At 30.4% G+C, this 16,841-nt stretch carries 14 protein-coding genes; 2 read left to right on the top strand and 12 right to left on the bottom strand.

The window, feature by feature from the left end:
• Positions 1–7: 7 nt before the first annotated feature.
• The 6 genes from RH99_RS02740 to lipB all read right to left on the bottom strand — a co-directional run bounded on the left by RH99_RS02740 (position 8) and on the right by lipB (position 7,487).
• Positions 8–1,327: a dihydrolipoamide acetyltransferase family protein gene (locus RH99_RS02740; protein WP_010233664.1), complete on the bottom strand. Its 1,320-nt coding sequence runs from the start codon at positions 1,325–1,327 to the stop codon at positions 8–10.
• A gap of 94 nt (positions 1,328–1,421) precedes the next feature.
• On the bottom strand, positions 1,422–2,393 hold the full coding sequence (locus RH99_RS02735) for an alpha-ketoacid dehydrogenase subunit beta (RefSeq protein ID WP_010233663.1): 972 nt from the start codon (positions 2,391–2,393) through the stop codon (positions 1,422–1,424).
• A gap of 1 nt (position 2,394) precedes the next feature.
• A complete protein-coding gene (locus RH99_RS02730; protein ID WP_010233662.1) occupies positions 2,395–3,378 on the bottom strand; it encodes a thiamine pyrophosphate-dependent dehydrogenase E1 component subunit alpha in 984 nt (327 codons plus the stop codon).
• Positions 3,379–3,584: 206 nt separating this feature from the next.
• Positions 3,585–5,558, bottom strand: a complete 1,974-nt coding sequence (locus RH99_RS02725; RefSeq protein ID WP_010233661.1) for a sigma-54-dependent Fis family transcriptional regulator — start codon at positions 5,556–5,558, stop codon at positions 3,585–3,587.
• A gap of 303 nt (positions 5,559–5,861) precedes the next feature.
• Positions 5,862–6,734, bottom strand: a complete 873-nt coding sequence (gene lipA / locus RH99_RS02720) for a lipoyl synthase (RefSeq protein ID WP_010233660.1) — start codon at positions 6,732–6,734, stop codon at positions 5,862–5,864.
• 84 nt (positions 6,735–6,818) lie between these two features.
• Positions 6,819–7,487 carry a lipoyl(octanoyl) transferase LipB gene (gene lipB, locus RH99_RS02715; RefSeq protein WP_010233659.1) on the bottom strand — a complete coding sequence of 223 codons (669 nt, stop codon included), beginning with the start codon at positions 7,485–7,487 and terminating at the stop codon, positions 6,819–6,821.
• Positions 7,488–7,875: 388 nt separating this feature from the next.
• On the opposite strand from lipB, the gene RH99_RS02710 reads away from it, so the two are divergent.
• Together RH99_RS02710 and lexA are read left to right on the top strand one after the other, a co-directional pair.
• Positions 7,876–8,454: a GDSL-type esterase/lipase family protein gene (locus RH99_RS02710; protein WP_010233658.1), complete on the top strand. Its 579-nt coding sequence runs from the start codon at positions 7,876–7,878 to the stop codon at positions 8,452–8,454.
• A 115-nt stretch (positions 8,455–8,569) separates the two neighbouring features.
• Positions 8,570–9,181, top strand: coding sequence for a transcriptional repressor LexA (lexA, locus tag RH99_RS02705; RefSeq protein WP_010233657.1), 612 nt, complete (start codon positions 8,570–8,572; stop codon positions 9,179–9,181).
• Between the two features lie 45 nt (positions 9,182–9,226).
• On the opposite strand, the gene RH99_RS02700 is transcribed toward lexA, so the two are convergent.
• The 6 genes from RH99_RS02700 to RH99_RS02675 all read right to left on the bottom strand — a co-directional run bounded on the left by RH99_RS02700 (position 9,227) and on the right by RH99_RS02675 (position 16,550).
• On the bottom strand, positions 9,227–10,504 hold the full coding sequence (locus tag RH99_RS02700) for a methionine gamma-lyase family protein (RefSeq protein ID WP_010233656.1): 1,278 nt from the start codon (positions 10,502–10,504) through the stop codon (positions 9,227–9,229).
• A gap of 267 nt (positions 10,505–10,771) precedes the next feature.
• On the bottom strand, positions 10,772–11,947 hold the full coding sequence (locus RH99_RS02695) for a nitrogenase component 1 (protein ID WP_010233655.1): 1,176 nt from the start codon (positions 11,945–11,947) through the stop codon (positions 10,772–10,774).
• 6 nt (positions 11,948–11,953) lie between these two features.
• Positions 11,954–13,441, bottom strand: a complete 1,488-nt coding sequence (locus RH99_RS02690; protein ID WP_010233654.1) for a nitrogenase component 1 — start codon at positions 13,439–13,441, stop codon at positions 11,954–11,956.
• 55 nt (positions 13,442–13,496) lie between these two features.
• Positions 13,497–14,675 (bottom strand): ABC transporter substrate-binding protein, encoded by a 1,179-nt coding sequence (locus RH99_RS02685; protein ID WP_010233653.1) that lies wholly within the window; start codon positions 14,673–14,675, stop codon positions 13,497–13,499.
• Positions 14,676–14,717: 42 nt separating this feature from the next.
• The gene (locus RH99_RS02680; protein ID WP_010233652.1) at positions 14,718–15,491 is read right to left on the bottom strand and encodes an ABC transporter ATP-binding protein; all 774 of its coding nucleotides are present in this window, start codon (positions 15,489–15,491) and stop codon (positions 14,718–14,720) included.
• A 6-nt stretch (positions 15,492–15,497) separates the two neighbouring features.
• Positions 15,498–16,550 carry a FecCD family ABC transporter permease gene (locus tag RH99_RS02675; RefSeq protein WP_010233651.1) on the bottom strand — a complete coding sequence of 351 codons (1,053 nt, stop codon included), beginning with the start codon at positions 16,548–16,550 and terminating at the stop codon, positions 15,498–15,500.
• Positions 16,551–16,841: the final 291 nt, after the last annotated feature.

Raw genomic sequence — 16,841 nt, 5'->3', positions numbered from 1 at the left:
ATACCCCCTATAATAAAAGTAATTCTGGTTTTTCAACATACTTTTTAAGTGTTAATAAGAATTGGGCTGCAACAGAACCATCTACCGCTCTATGGTCCGCAGTAAGAGATAAATTCATAAGTGGTTTTATCACTATTTCACCATTTTCAACTACTGGTGTCTCAGTAATTTTATTAACTCCAAGTATTGCAACTTCTGGCTGATTTATAATTGGTGAGAAATACTCTATACCAAACATTCCTAAATTTGTTATAGTAAATGTTCCACCTTTGATGCTATCAGACTCAAGCTCATTATTCTTTGCCTTTTGAGCCAAGTCTTTAACTTCTGTAGAGATTTCTTCTAAACCCTTATTATTTGAATATTTAATAACAGGAACTATGAGTCCTTGCTCTAAAGCTACTGCTACTCCCATATTTACATAGTTCCTCATGATCAATTCATTTCCATCAATAGAACTATTAAGAAGCGGAAATTGTAATAATACCTTTGAAACTATTTTTATTAATAAATCTGTATATGTTATTTTACATATATCCTTGAAATCATTCTTTAATTTCTTTAAATTACTAGTATCTACTTTTATATCATAAGTAACTGTAGGCGATGTAGTCCAGCTTTCACTCATTCTTGCTGAAATAACTTTTCTCATAGGTGACATTTCAATTTTTTCTTCTGCGTATGCTCCAGTATTTACATCACTGCTACTATTGCTATTATTACTAAATGTCAATACATCTGATTTCATTACTCTTCTATTTACATTTATTTCTTTTAAATCTACACCTAAATCCTTAGCCAATTTATTTGCTGCAGGTGATACCTTAATTTTATTATTCTCTATATACTTTTTCACATCTTCTATTACTATTCTTCCCTCAGGTCCTGTTCCTGTAATAATTTCAAAATCCAAATCATTTTCAATAGCAAGTTTTTTTGCTGCCGGTGATATTTTTAACCTGCCTTCTCTACTAGGCAGTTGTTCCTCTTTAGAGACTTCTTCCTTAGTTTCTTTACTACTATCACTTTCATCTTCGATGCTATCTCCCTCAGCATCAGCCTCTTTTAATAAAGCAGATATATCTTCATCGATACCTGCAATTATAGCCACATTCTTTAGGCATTCTACAGTTTCACCTTCGGGAGCTAATATTTTTCTTACTACTCCACTTACCTTAGCTTCAATTTCATTGGTTAATTTATCAGTAGTTACATCAAATAATATCTCGCCTTCCTTAATCTCTTCTCCCTCTTTTTTATGCCACTTTTCTATTTCTCCTTCTGTCATAGTTAATCCAAGTTTTGGCATTACAACTAAACTACCCATAAATAATCCTCCCTTAATCACATTTTAATATCATTGCAAATACATCATAAAGAATTTTTTACTTCCCACTCAATTTAGATAAGAATTTTTTATCTTAGAACATAGATTTAGCAGCTTCAACTATTTTTTTTACACTTGGAAGTACAAAACTTTCCAACCCTGGTGAATAGGGTATAGGTGTATTAAGAGATGCAACTCTCAATACTGGTGCATCTAAATAATCAAATATTTTTTCATTTATTTCTGCTGAAATTTCTCCACTATAGGCTCCTCTCTTATTTTCCTCCGTAACAATTAGCGCTCTATTAGTCTTTTTCACAGAATTAAATATAGTTTCTTTGTCAAGCGGAAACAAAGTTCTTGGATCTATAACTTCTACTTCAATACCATTCTTCGCTAGTTGTTTTGCAGCCTTAAGAGACTCATGTACCATTCTTCCTGTAGCAACAAGTGTAAGATCAGCCCCCTCCCTTTTTATATCTGCTACTCCAAAAGGTATAGATTTTATTTCCTCAGGTACTTCTCCCTTCATAGCATAAAGCATCTTGTGTTCCATGAACATAACTGGATTATCATCTTCAATAGCCGTAATCATAAGTCCTGCTGCATCAGCTGGAGTCGATGGATACACCACTTTAAGTCCTGGTATATGAGCAAACCAAGCTTCTAATGACTGTGAATGCTGAGCTGATGCACCAACACCTGCTCCACAGGGCATCCTTACAACTAAAGGCAAGTTCATTTTTCCTCCAGTCATATATCTAAGCTTTGCTGCTTGGTTTACAATCATATCCATAGCTACTGTTGAGAAATCCATAAACATTAATTCAGCAATAGGTCTTAATCCTGTTGCTGCAGCTCCTATAGCACAGCCAACCAGAGCCCCTTCTGATATAGGGGTATCTCTAACTCTCATCTCTCCAAATTCTTTATGCATTCCTGCAGTTACTCCAAAACATCCACCAAAAGGACCTACATCCTCTCCAAATATCAAAACGTTTTCATCCTCGAGCATTTTAATTCTCATACCCTCTCTTATTGCCTCTGAATAGCTCATAGTTCTCATATTACTCTACCCCCTCTTTTATATCAGAATAGATATCTTCAAACACAGACTCAACTTCTGGATAAGGACTATTATTTGCAAAATTAACAGCTTCTGAAACTTCGTCATCAATACCGCTTTGTATATCTTTAAGTCCCTCTGTACCTACAACCTGTTGTTCTAAAATATATTTTTCAAATCTTGGTATAGGATCTTTTTTGATCCATTCTTCCTGTTCTCCCTTTGGCTTATATGTTCCAGGGTCACCTTCATAATGTCCTCTTTGACGATAAGTTTTACATTCTAATAGTGTTGGCCCCTTGCCTTCTCTTGCTCTTTCTATAGCTTCCTTTGAAGCTTCATAAACTGCCAATATATCATTTCCATCAACTATAACCCCAGGAATTCCATAAGATGAGCTTCTATCTGCTACATCTACTATTTTTTGATGTCTCTTTTGACTTACTGAAATTCCATATCCATTATTCTCACACACAAAGACTACAGGTAAGTTCCATACACTGGCCATATTTACTGCTTCATGAAATGTTCCTTGGTTTGTAGAAGCATCCCCGAAGAAACATATGGAAACTTGTTTTGTCCCCTTATATTGTGCACTTAATCCAGCACCCAAACATATATCATGTCCAGCACCAACTATACCGTTAGCTCCTAATATTCCTTTTGTAGCATCTGCAATATGCATGGATCCGCCTTTTCCCTTACCGTATCCAGTTGCTTTTCCAAAGAGTTCAGCCATCATCACATTAAGTTCTCCACCCTTTGCAATAATATGACCATGTCCTCTATGTGTACTAGTTATATAGTCATCCTCATTTAAATTAGCGGAGACACCTGTTGCCACTGCCTCTTCACCTATATATAGATGTACAAATCCCGGTATTTTACCTTCAGCAAATAAGTTCATGGCTGTTTCTTCAAATTTTCTTATTCTTAGCATAGTCTTATACATATTAATAAGAGTATCATTATTTAGTTTTTCCATGACAATCCCCTCCATATAATATATTAAATTTAAACAAAATTAAGTTTTATTAAAAAAATTTAAACACATAGCTTTTAGCCTGCACTTATTATATAAAGCAAAAGCCATGCCAAAATTAGCATGACCTATATCAAGGGTTTAATCCATATGCAATCAAGTAGAAATTCAAATTGGGAAAATATTTTTATCAATTTGGGAAAATCCAACTATAATTTTCCCATTAAATTACTTTTAAGTTTTAAATCAATATCATATTGTTTAATCTTTCTATATAAAGTAGATTTACCAATGCCTAACATTTTACTTGCCTCAACAACATTTACATTACATTTTTTTAAAGCTTTTAAAATAAGTTCTTTTTCTTTATTCTTCAGAGTTCCCAGATTATTTGTAATAATCAATTCATTAATTGATTCATTTTCATGAACACTTTCATCCGATTGTCTTGCAATAAATGAGTAATCAATAATCTCATCTTTTGATAAATAGTATGCTCTCTGTATCATATTTTCAAGTTCTCTCACATTTCCTGGCCAATTGTAACTTATAATCTCATTTATAAAATTTCTTCCAAATGTTTTTTTACATTCATTATTTTTATTATTCAGCCTTTGTAAAAATAAATTAGCACACAACACCGCATCCTCTTTACGTTCCCTTAAAGGAGGAATATGTATACTAAGTACATTTAATCTATAGTATAAATCACTTCTAAAATTATTTAGCTCTATTTCTCTATAAAGATTTCTATTAGTTGCAGCTACTACTCGTACATCTAATTTTCTTTCGTATTTTCCACCAAGTCTAGTTATACTATGATTGTCCAAAACTCTAAGCAGTTTAGATTGTACTTCTAAGGGTAATTCTCCAATTTCATCTAAAAATATAGTTCCTCCGTTAGCCAATTCAAATTTTCCTGGATATCCTTCCTTAGATGCTCCAGTAAATGCACCTGATTCATAACCAAATATTTCACTTTCAACTAAATTTTTAGGTAATGCCGCACAATTTATAGCAACAAAAGGTCCTTTACTTCTGTTACTTCCATTATGAATTGAATGTGCAAATAATTCTTTGCCAGTACCACTTTCACCCATTATAAGTACTGAACATTCATTTCTTGAAATATTTTTGGCCTCATCTATTACAGATAACATCTTTGAATTTTGGGTAATTATATTTTCAAAGGAATATTTTGATGAAAATCCTACCATTTTATTAACAACATTACGTATGGTTTTTAAATTCTTAATAAGAATTACAAATCCTTTCTGTACATTATCTAACTGTACTGGTGTTACATTTATATTACACTCAACCCTGCGTTTTTTTACATATAAAATAGCCTCTTTATCAGAAATTCTAATATTTTTACTGATACTATCAATACTTTTAACAACATCTTTCAGTAAGAATTTTATATCCAGCTCCTCTATATCCTCTTTTTTTATCTTTAATATATTGCATAATTTTGAATTAAAGTTTTTTAATCTAAAATCTTTATCTATAACTAATATTCCATCATTAATTGAGTTAAATGCCGCATCTACCCACTTTCTCTGCTGGAGCATAGAGAATTGCTTTTGTATAGTATCCGACGCTTCAACTACTATTCCTATAGTATGAGAATGGAAGTTAGAAAAATCTCCTGATAAATTAATGCAACCTATAGTTTTACCTTCACTATCATGTATAGGTGCTCCTGAACAAGTCCACTTATGTTGTTTCTTGCAATAATGTTCTGCTCCTAAAATCTGTATTGGTTTATTTAAATAAATACTAGTTCCAATAGCATTTGTACCCACATCTTTTTCAAGCCACCTACATCCTTTTAAAAAACTTAGTTTTCTATTTTCATCCATTATTAATTCATTTCCCATCACCTCTAATATAACCGCATTTTCATCTGTTAGAATAATAGAGTAATTTGATTCTTTTAAAAGATTAAATAAATCTAGCATTACTGGTACAGCTATTTGAATAAGTTCCTTCCTATCATCTAATATTTTATTTAGCTCACCTATAGATACCTTTTTATTGCCCATTCCCATATTGGGATTAACATTAAAACCTTTACATCTAATCCAAGAGTTCAATATGTCTTGTCTCATATCTTTTGATATTTCATTATTATTTACAAAATTATTCCATTGTCTTTCTATCTTTGCCGAGTAATTCATAAATTTTCCCCCTGTGAATATATAAAAATTCTTATACTTAATTATTAATTTATTATACATCACCAATATTTTATGGATTTAAATAAATTATAATACATTATATTTATTTAAATCAAGCAATTGTTTTAGTTAATTATACTAGTTTCCAACAATTAAATAGAAAAAGCTCCAGCATAACATGTTACTATATCTTTAGAAAGCAGATTTAATCTAAAAGATAGACACCAACATGTGTGCTAGAGCCAAAATTTCTCTTTATTCAGTTTGGAATCAAGTGAAAATAATATTCACTTAATCCACTTATTAAACTCCTTTATTTAAATTTCTCAAAGTTTCCATCCCCTCAGAAGCTTTATAAGAACTGCGAACAAAAGGTCCCGAAGCTACAAACTTAAATCCTTTATTTAAAGCTATATCTCTGTATTCATTAAATTTCTCTACTGTTACATACTCTACCACAGATATATGCCTTTCAGATGGACGAAGATACTGACCTAATGTTAAAATATCACAACCTACTCTAAGTAAATCATCCATTACCACTTTTACTTCTTCCTTTGTTTCTCCTAGTCCTAACATTATTCCACATTTAGTATATACACTGGCATCAATCTTCTTAGATTGATTTAAAAGTTCAATAGATCTTTCATATACTGCTTTAGGTCTAACATTTTTGTATAGCCTAGGAACTGTTTCTATATTATGATTAATTATATTTGGTTTTGCCTCTACTATTTTTCTTAGAGCCTGCCAATTCCCCTGTAAATCTGGTATTAGAAGCTCTATAGTTGAGTTAGGGGTTATTCTCATCAACTCTTTAACAATTTTCACAAAATGTTCTGCTCCACCATCTTCCAAATCATCCCTAGTAACTGATGTTATAACTATATGTTTAAGTTCTAATTTTTTACTGGCTATTGCTACATTTACTGGCTCCTCTTCATCTAAGTCTTTTGGAATCCCTTTGCTTACAGCACAAAATCTACAGTTTCTTGTACATACATTTCCCATAACCATAAAAGTAGCAGTTTTATTTTTAAAACATTTACCGATATTAGGGCAATTTGCACTTTCACAAACTGTATGAAGAGAAAGGTCTTTAATCATGTTCTCCATTTTATCCAACACTTCCATTTCAGGTGCTTTCATTTTAAGCCATTCAGGTCTTGCAATCATAATATCACTTCCTATTTCTTAAGATATTTTGTTTTAAAACTTGTATATTACAGTAGATAGGATATTGAAATATATCTTTTATCTTTACCAATCATCCGGCCTAGCTTTATCAATTAACTCAGTGTGAAAAACTTCTTGAAATTTTGTTTTAATATTATAAATAACTTCATTGTAATCTACTTCTGTAACAAAATCTTCAAGAGAGCATATTCCAAAGCTAGTTATACCACAAGGATTTATTAGTGCAAAGTGATCTTTGTTTACAGAAATATTAAAGGAAAATCCATGTTTGGTTATCCATCTTCTTAGCGCTACTCCAATAGCCGCAATCTTTAAATCATCAACCCAAACTCCAGTGTATTTAATTTTCCTTCCGGCATTTATGTCATACTCTCTTAAAGTTCTAATTATCACTTCTTCTAACTGCCTTAAATATAAGTGGGCATCTTTATTAAATTTATTTAGATTTAATATAGGATAAGACACTAATTGTCCCGGTCCATGGTAAGTAATATTTCCACCTCTTGTAGTTTCATATATTTCTACTCCTAGTTCGTCTAATTTTTCTTTGGAAACAAGTAAATTTTCTTTTCCTCCACCTTTACCAATTGTAATAACAGGTTTATGTTGAAGTAATAATAGAATACCATCTATTTTTCCAGCATTAACAATATCAAAAGCTTTTTTTTGCAATTCAATCCCTTCTTTATAGGATATAGATTCTCTTAATTCAGTAACATAACAACTTTTCAAATGTTCCGCCTTCTTCCTTATTAGATGAATTCGTTTACAAATCAAACCTATATGATAAACTTATTATAATATTACAGCAAATTTCATACCAATATTTTCAATTTAATATCATGTGATGAAAATACCATTTATATAGCTTGTTTTATTAGTTGCAACACTTAAAATATGAGTTAAATATTTTAATCAATATCAATATAAACATTAATTACAATAATATTTCCGATCTATTTTTCGGCAAATACCTCTCAAACTGGGAATAATTTTCTCGATTTCCCATTTTGAGAGGTACTCTTGCATTAATTACACTATATTAATACACTAAATTTAAATAATGAAATAATGTGATATAATAAATAATAAAATATCATTAATATATAAGGAGTCTATTATGAAAATAGTTTGTATTGGGGATAGCTTAACCTATGGATATGGGGTATATTCAGATGAATGTTGGGTTAAATTACTTCACAAGAGTTTAAATATAGAAATAATAAATAAGGGTGTTAACGGCGATACTACTGCTGGCATACTTTCTAGATCCCATAAAGATATATTAGAATTAAAGCCTTCTCATGTTATACTTATGGCTGGAACTAATGATATACTGTTAAATTATCCTGTAAATAATATTATAGATAATATAAAATTTCTACTAAAAGAAATAAAAGACAATAATATAACCCCCATTTTGGCCTTACAGCCCCCTATTATTGGTGAACTCGCTGAAATTTATTGGGATAAATACATAAGTTATAGTAAGGCTAACGAACATTTGTTCGAATACATTAGAAAAATTAATTCTTTTGCCTGTGAAAACAATATTAATATTATAAATTTCTATGATTCCTTTATAAAAATTAAAGATATAGTTAACTTATATAGCGATGGCATTCACCCTAACAGCGAAGGTCATAAATTAATGATTCAAACTGTTATTCAATCAAATATTTCTGGAATATATCAATAATTAGCTTTTAGTAAGATTCATTGATATTTTGTACTTTCAGAACATAAGTTTGCACCATGTATAATAATATGTTATAATTTTCTCAAATAATGTTATTATAGTTAGGGGTGTAGCTATGCCAAAAGATAAGAAAAGGGATATGCAAGCTGAAATATATGAATTTATTAAATCTGAAGTAATAAATAAAGGTTACCCTCCTTCAGTTAGAGAAATTTGTGCTGAAGTAGGTCTAAGTTCTACATCCACTGTTCACGGTCATCTTTCTAGAATGGAAAAGAAAGGACTTATAAAAAGAGATCCAACAAAGCCTAGGGCAATTGAATTATTAAGAGATACGGCTACCAAAAGAGAACTTATAGATATTCCTATTGTAGGTAAAGTTAAAGCTGGTGAGCCAATTTTGGCTTTTGAAAATATTGAAGATTCTTTTACTATACCACTAGAATATATTAAAAATAAAAATGATTTATTTATGCTTAATATATCCGGCGATAGTATGATTGAAGCCGGTATATACGATGGTGATTTAGCAATCATTGAAAAAATAAATTCAGCAGAAAACGGAGACATAGTGGTAGCATTAATTGATGATGAAGCTACAATAAAAAGATTTTATAAGGAAAAAGACCATATAAGACTACAACCAGAAAATCATACTATGGATCCTATAATTGTTCCAACTTGTGATATTATAGGTAAACTTGTAGGATTATACAGACGTTATTAAAAAAATCAGGCAAAAACAAATCGTGTTTTTATGCCTGATTTTTTATTATAAATTTGAAAGAGCTATCATAATACCTATTTTAGCATGATCAAAGGTTAATCCACCTTGTAGATAAGCAATAAATGGCTCCCTTATAGGTGCATCTGCTGAAAGTTCTATAGAAGCTCCTTGAATAAATGCCCCTGCCGCCATTATAACTTGATCTTCATATCCTGGCATATCCCAAGGCTCACATTCTACAAAAGAGTCAATAGGTGATCCTTTTTGTATTCCCTTACAAAATTTAATAAGCTTATCTTTATCATTAAATTTTATTGCCTGTATTATATCACTTCTATTATCATCAAATTTAGGAAGCACTTCAAAACCTGCAAGTTCCATAATTCTTGCGCAAAATACAGCTCCTTTTAATGCTTCAATAGCTACATGAGGTGCAAGAAATAATCCTTGATAAAAAGATCGCATAACTCCAAAAGTTGATCCACATTCTCCACCGATACCTGGTATAGTAAGCCTATAGGACGCTTGAGTTACATACTCTTCTTTTCCAACTATGTAACCACCTGTTGGAGCTATTCCACCGCCTATGTTCTTAATTAAAGAACCTGCTGCTAAATCGGCTCCCACTTCTGTAGGTTCCTTTGTATCAATAAATTCACCATAGCAATTATCTACAAAGCATATTACATCTTTTCTTATAGCTTTAATAAAATCTATAACATTTTTGATTTCTTCAATTGTTAAAGCTTTTCTCCAGCCGTATCCAGTAGATCTTTGTATATGAACTAATTTTATGCTTTTATCTTCCTTTAATGCCTTTTCTATAGATTTAAAATCAAATGTTCCACTTTCACTTAAATCAAATTTTCTGTATTTTACGCCATATTCCATAAGAGAACCTATGTTCTTTTCCTTACTTATACCTATTATATTATGTAATGTATCATAAGGGGTTCCACAAATAGAAATCATTGTGTCTCCAGTTCTTAAGTTACCAAATAATGCTGCACCAATTGCATGGGTTCCATTTACAAAATGTGGTCTTACAAGTGCCATTTCAGTTTTAAATATCCTTGCATACACTTTGTCTAAGCTGTCTCTACCTATATCTCCATATCCATACCCTGTGGAATTTGTAAAATGTGAGTCACTTATCCTCTCCTCTTGAAAGGCATTTAATACTTTTAGTTGGTTATACTCCCTTATGGCATCGTATCTATCAAATTCAACTTTAATATCTTCCAAAGCCTTATCTGATAAATTAATTACTTCTTCACTTATATTATATTTATGTAGCAATAAATTTTTTGTAGATTCCATCATTTGTTGAAAAAGCCTCCTTAGCTATGTGAAAATAAATCTATATAAAGACTTATTATTTTTTTTAATATCTTAGAATCAATCAATAAACATATTAGCATAGAAAAAAAGAATAGGCAAATAAATGGCCTATCTTCTTGTGTCAGTATACCGTATAGTTACGTTTATTCCTTAGTTATCCCCACTGTCATACCATAAACAAAATATCGACAGCAAAAATTGATGAATTAGTAATAAAAAACGGGGCGACTAATGATTAAAAAATATTAATTACATATATTGTCTTTCTCTTCTATAATTCATAGTCATAAATGAATTTATTAAATCTTCTATCAAATTAATTACACCATAAAACCCTACATAGCCTCTATTTCCAATACTTATGGAATCAAATATAGGGTATACGTATCTTATGAATGATATTTCAAGTTCCTCTGCAATTTCTCTCTCAAAAGATGATCCAAATAATATTGATGCAGCAGAGCTTTTTAAAATTTTTTTAAACTCATTCATATCATTATCTCCCCGTTCATAATATACCTGTACATCCATTCCAAGCTCATCTTCAAGAAATTTTTTCATGGCAGATGCTCTTAAACTGTCTCCAAACACAGCACAAGGTATAGAATATAAATGTCTGATATAATCATAGATGTTTTTTAACACTGCTATTGTGTATTCTTCTTTTTTTCGTAGTTCCTCTTTATATTCTAAATTAAAAAAAGAATATATTTCTTTTATAAAATTCTTACTATTTTCTATTCCATAGGGATATTCAACAACTATATAAGGTATATTAAACTTTCTTTCCATTAAATCTCCTATGGATTCAAACCCCTTAAAAACTACATTTAGTACTGCAGAAGGAGCAGCTTTTATATTTTCAATGTTATCAAAAGGTATTATTGAATTTATATCCACTTTATTTCCAAGCATTTTTTTTATATTGTTAATATCAGCATTTACCATATAATCATCGGATAATAAACCTATAATATTTATGGATTTGGTCTTTTTCCTTTCACACTGCATTAAGTTTATCATTAACTTTATTGCTTCAATTTGTCCTTCATCCATACTACAAATAAATCCTGGAGCTTTTATATATACAATTTCTCTACCTTCTGAATATTTTCTTATTTCAGTTTCAAAATCCTCACCTAATATTCCTGAAACACAACCCGAAATAATAAATAATATTTTAGGATTATACATATTAATAATATTATTCATAGCCTTCTTAAGTATTTTTTTTCCTCCAAATACAACATCCTCATTGTATATTACAGTGGAAGCTTGTCTCATATCATTTAGCTTAGATGGCATATGAAATATTGATGTACCCCAATTACATCCAACAGTTGTATGTAAAAGGACATATGAATCTTTAACACTTATAGCACTTCTATAGGCACCAAATAAATTACACGATGTAGATGGTTGCATTTTTCATCATCTCCTTAAAGTCCACATTTTATGCCACATCTTTTCAGAAGTTGTAGGCCCCATTTCCCCAATAGTAGGATACAATAAATCATCATAAGTGAATTTTGAAATTATTAAATTTTCCTGACTTCTAGCTTTTTTAACTTTATTGGCAAAATCATAGACGTTATTCTTAAAATTATTGAAATCTATTGGAATAAATAACTTTCCTACATCTATAGTTTTTAAACCTTTAAAAGAAGATAAAAACTCTGTACCATTAATTACAATATCTACATGTTTAAATATCCTTTTTAAATCTTCTTTTTCAGAATTAATATAAATAATTGTATTATTTCCTGTATCATTAATTACTTTTTTAATATTCATCATGGTATTTTCTACTATATTTTTGTCTATATATTCATATTCTAGTTTATTATAATCAATGTTTATACATATATATTTAAGATTTACACCATAATCATTAGTTAAGGCCTCTATCATGTAAGGTAGATTTGAGACTGAGTTGCTATATAGAGCAAAAGTATGCTTCATTATGTAATTTTTGGTTTCATGTATTTCTGTAGATACCTGTTGTTTCATATCTGATAATATTTTACTTGCTTCTAAACTTATATCAAAATAATCGGCTATATTCGTATAGAATTTTTCAATCCCTTCCAATCCATGATATGGATGAAAAGTATTCACATGAAAGTATTCTGTACCAAAGACCTTCTTCATATTTTTCGCCCAAGAAGATCTTCTGACAATGTTTAATTTTGCTATAGGTGCTTTAATAATATCTTCTGTACTACAACTTGGCATTACTGAATTTACACTTATCCCCATTTCACTTAAAATAGAAATTATACCCTCTAAATTTTTATTACCACCCCAAGCAAAACTTTCAATATTGACGGTTCTATCCTGTACTTTCTGCTTCTCCATGAGCTGCGCTACAAATGCTGTCATAGCTTCATCTATGCCACACCCTTTACCTATACCCTTCTGTTTTTCAGGTTTATCCCAATATAATATTCTCTCCTCATTATTTTTCTTAGAAGATGATTTATCAATATGTGAAAAAACCTCTGATTTAATAAATATAATTTTGCAATCTGTTTCTTCTTTGAATTCATCCTTAATGTCCTTATTTATTTCTACATCTATTATATCTGTGCATACACTTGGTATAATTACTATTAGCTTAGGATGATAATTATTTATAGTTTCCGAGATAGTTTCTTTAAGTTTCTTTTCTATTCCAAAAATAATATCTTCTTCCTTTAAATTAGTACATTGAGCTTTATAGGAGGGTAAATATCTCCTTCTTGCAATATATTTATAATGAAATCCGCAGCCTTTTGGACTATGGATTATAGCAACTGCATCCTTTATTTCACTTACAACATTCATAGCTCCTGATATTTTACCACTTACCCCCATGTTGTGCATTATTCTTGAAGGGTATATACCAGAATAAGAGTGCTCTTTATAATATTCTCTCATGATTTTTAGCCTCCATTAAATTGTAAATATATCTTTTTAAAATATTTTAAGTTATTTATTTACTCCAGTTAGCCCAGAATGTTCCAGAATCTTTAATCGGCATATACTTTTTGAAAAATTCCTGCATATCTTTTTCTGGATTTAAATTGGCAAATTCATCAGGATATAGGATTTTAGCCATTTCTTCTATCCCGGCAAAGGCAAATGGATGGACTGTGATGTTAAAATGAATTGCGCTCAATCTCCCAGTTTTTATTGCATTCAAATCCGACCATCCAGCTCTTTTTGTGTATAAATCCAAATGTTCACTTGCACTTTTCTGAGTTGCAAAGAAACCTAAACGCATAATATTCCCGTCAGGATTCCAATTTGCGCCACCTATAACAATGAGATCAGGGTTAGAAGTCAGAACTTGCTCTGGATTCATAGAATTGTTTTTATTACCCACTCCAATATTATCTGCACCTAATTTTTGCCATATATATCCCCAACCATTTGAGGTATCCCCTCTTGTTACTCCAATTTCACTTGGACTTACATTACCACATTCAAAATATAATTTAGGTTTTTTTACGTTTGAAGCCTCTAGCTTGGCAACTGTTTTCAATACAGAATCAGTTTTTTTATTGGCATAGTCTACCATTTCATCTACATGTTTTTCTTTTCCAAGCATCTTTCCAAGCATTTTCATGCTTTTCCCAGTTCCATAAAAAGGATCTGAATTGTCATCTGTAAAAACTACAGGAAGTCCCACTTCAATCATCTTATTCACACAAGAATATCCATAAAACTGTTTATCTACAATAATAATATCTGGATTTAGTTTTACCATAGTTTCCAAACTAATTGCATCATCGTATATACTTCCTACATTAGTCATTTTATCTAAATTATGATAAACTTCTGAATATTTTTTATATCCATCTATGTCGGTCTGCTTAAAACTCTGACCTACTGCAATCAACTTACTATCGAGTTCCTTCCCAAGAATAGCAGACATCACATAAATATCCATAGTTCTAAGAATTGCAACTTTCTTTACATTGGTAGTTAATGTAACTTTTCGTCCCAACATATCGGTATATACTGCTGTTTTTGAAGCTGTACTGGAATTTGTAGCATTTGCTGCATTCTCTGATGAGGCCGTTTTGCTGCTGCACCCAATTGATGTTAATACTAATACAAATGCTAATAGTAATCCTAAAATGTTAGTTTTGATTTTTGATAATTTCAAGATTGTTTTCCCCCTTTAAGTTGTTTTATTGAAAATTTATATTTAAGAATTTGTTGCAATATCAACAAATTCTATTACTGGATAACCTTGTTCTCTTAAATAGATGTTACTGTCAATTTTATAAATATCTTTTAGCATTTCTTTAGTTATAACTTCATTGGGCTTTCCTTTGGAATGTACCTTGCCATTATTCATTATTACAATATTATCTGCATAGCGAGCAGCTAAATTTATGTCATGCATGACAATAGTAGTAATCATATCTTTTTCCTTTGATAATTTTGTTATTAAATTTAATAAGGCAAATTGACGATGTATATCCAGATTGTTTAGTGGTTCATCTAAAAGTAGTATTTCTGGTTCTTTTATAATGGCTTGCGCAAGTAAAACCATTTGCAGTTGTCCGCCACTCAACTCATATATTCGACGCTGCGCAAGAAGCTGCAATTCAAATATATCCATCATGGCATTAACTGCTTGTACCTGAGCTGAGCTCACATGAAGTGTTAGCGTATTCATAAGTCCTAATAAGATAGCTTCAAAAACAGTTATTCCTGAATCATTTTCTGAGGACTGTGGCAAATAACTCAAGCTCTTTGTAAAAAAGTTTTTATCATTACGGTCAATTTTTTTATTCATATAAAATATATTACCACTGCTTTTAAAAATATTGGCTATGCACTTTATCATAGTAGACTTACCCGCTCCATTGGGCCCAATAACTGCGGTAATGCCATTGTGAAAGCTTAAATTTATATCTGTCAATGAAAATTTTGACGAATAATTATAATTTAGATTTAAAACTTCAAGACTCATTTCTTATTATCTTCCTTTCTTTAATATCAACATTATCAAAAATGGAATTCCAATGATTGAAGTGATAATACCTAGAGAAATTTGTCCATTAGGTATGACACTCTTACTCAAAATAGACGAAATAGAAAGCATAAGAGCACCAGTTAACAAGGAAATCGGAATATAAAAGCGCTGTTCTTCCCCCACCAAGCTTTTTGCTATGTAAGGTGCTACTAATCCCACAAAACCTATTGTACCTACAAAGCATACAGCTATGGCGGTTATAATTGAAGTTAAAATAAGCACTTTCGTTCTTAACTTTTCCACTTGAACACCAAGTGATTTAGCAGTGTTTTCACCCATACATAATGCGGTAAGTTTCCATGAATCTTTGAAAAGAAATGGTGAAACAACGATAAAAATTACAACAACAATTATGTTTTTTGTCCAAGTAGCACCTAAAATGTTACCTTGTGACCAGTTCGTAATTCCTCTTAAAACCTCATCACTAGCAAAATATGTAAGAATAGAATTGAAGGCTGAAAATAAAAAATTAATGGCAATACCCGTCAAAATAATTGTGGCCCTATCTTTTCTAAATTTTCCTATAGTGTAAATAATTAAGGAAGAACCTATGGAAAAAATAAATGCAAATATAGGTGTTGCAATATTTTGAACAATTTCGGGCAGTATAGAATGGCCTAACACTAATGATAAAGCCGCACCAAATGAAGCTGCTGCTGAAATTCCCAAAGTATATGGACTTGCCAGAGAATTATTTAATATAGTTTGCATTTCCATACCAGCTATAGCGAGACATGCCCCAACTAGTAATGCCATTGTTGCAATTGGAAGTCTTATTATCTTAACAACTATATTTGTCTTTTTATCAACCGAATCAGGATTTAATAGTGACTTGAGCACATCCACTATAGAAATATGAGCAGGACCTGTTGAAATATCAATAAGGAAACTAGTTATTACTAATACCATTAAACATACACATACAAGCACTTTAAGGTAAATAACCTTCTTATAATTGGATTTATTATTGCTAGTTATTTTAGATACAGAAAGCATTGATTTTCACACTCCATCCTTATTATTTTTATAACTCATCTTACTAATTTTTGTAGATTTAAATTTATTACGATATTGTTTTTTATAAAATACTATAAAATACTATAAAATAATACATTTATTTATATAACCTCATATACCTTTATATAGTTCTATGTATCATTATATTATCTTATATAATTTTTCATATTATATCATACTATTATACTAAATAATATAATATTTATAAAAATATTTTATATTTTTTTATAATTTATCAATACTATCTCCATGTTATTATATACTACGTGT

This window comes from Clostridium arbusti SL206 (assembly GCF_000246895.1).
Taxonomy (GTDB): domain Bacteria; phylum Bacillota; class Clostridia; order Clostridiales; family Clostridiaceae; genus Clostridium_I; species Clostridium_I arbusti.
This window is presented reverse-complemented; position numbering and strand designations above follow the sequence as displayed.

Coding starts and splice junctions, on each gene's coding strand:
- RH99_RS02680 (WP_010233652.1), bottom strand. CDS start 15,491: ATGAGTCTTGAAGTTTTAAATCTAAATTATAATTATTCGTCAAAATTT.
- lexA (WP_010233657.1), top strand. CDS start 8,570: ATGCCAAAAGATAAGAAAAGGGATATGCAAGCTGAAATATATGAATTT.
- RH99_RS02710 (WP_010233658.1), top strand. CDS start 7,876: ATGAAAATAGTTTGTATTGGGGATAGCTTAACCTATGGATATGGGGTA.
- RH99_RS02740 (WP_010233664.1), bottom strand. CDS start 1,327: ATGGGTAGTTTAGTTGTAATGCCAAAACTTGGATTAACTATGACAGAA.
- RH99_RS02690 (WP_010233654.1), bottom strand. CDS start 13,441: ATGAGAGAATATTATAAAGAGCACTCTTATTCTGGTATATACCCTTCA.
- lipA (WP_010233660.1), bottom strand. CDS start 6,734: ATGATTGCAAGACCTGAATGGCTTAAAATGAAAGCACCTGAAATGGAA.
- RH99_RS02700 (WP_010233656.1), bottom strand. CDS start 10,504: ATGATGGAATCTACAAAAAATTTATTGCTACATAAATATAATATAAGT.
- RH99_RS02675 (WP_010233651.1), bottom strand. CDS start 16,550: ATGCTTTCTGTATCTAAAATAACTAGCAATAATAAATCCAATTATAAG.
- RH99_RS02725 (WP_010233661.1), bottom strand. CDS start 5,558: ATGAATTACTCGGCAAAGATAGAAAGACAATGGAATAATTTTGTAAAT.
- RH99_RS02695 (WP_010233655.1), bottom strand. CDS start 11,947: ATGCAACCATCTACATCGTGTAATTTATTTGGTGCCTATAGAAGTGCT.
- RH99_RS02735 (WP_010233663.1), bottom strand. CDS start 2,393: ATGAGAACTATGAGCTATTCAGAGGCAATAAGAGAGGGTATGAGAATT.
- RH99_RS02730 (WP_010233662.1), bottom strand. CDS start 3,378: ATGGAAAAACTAAATAATGATACTCTTATTAATATGTATAAGACTATG.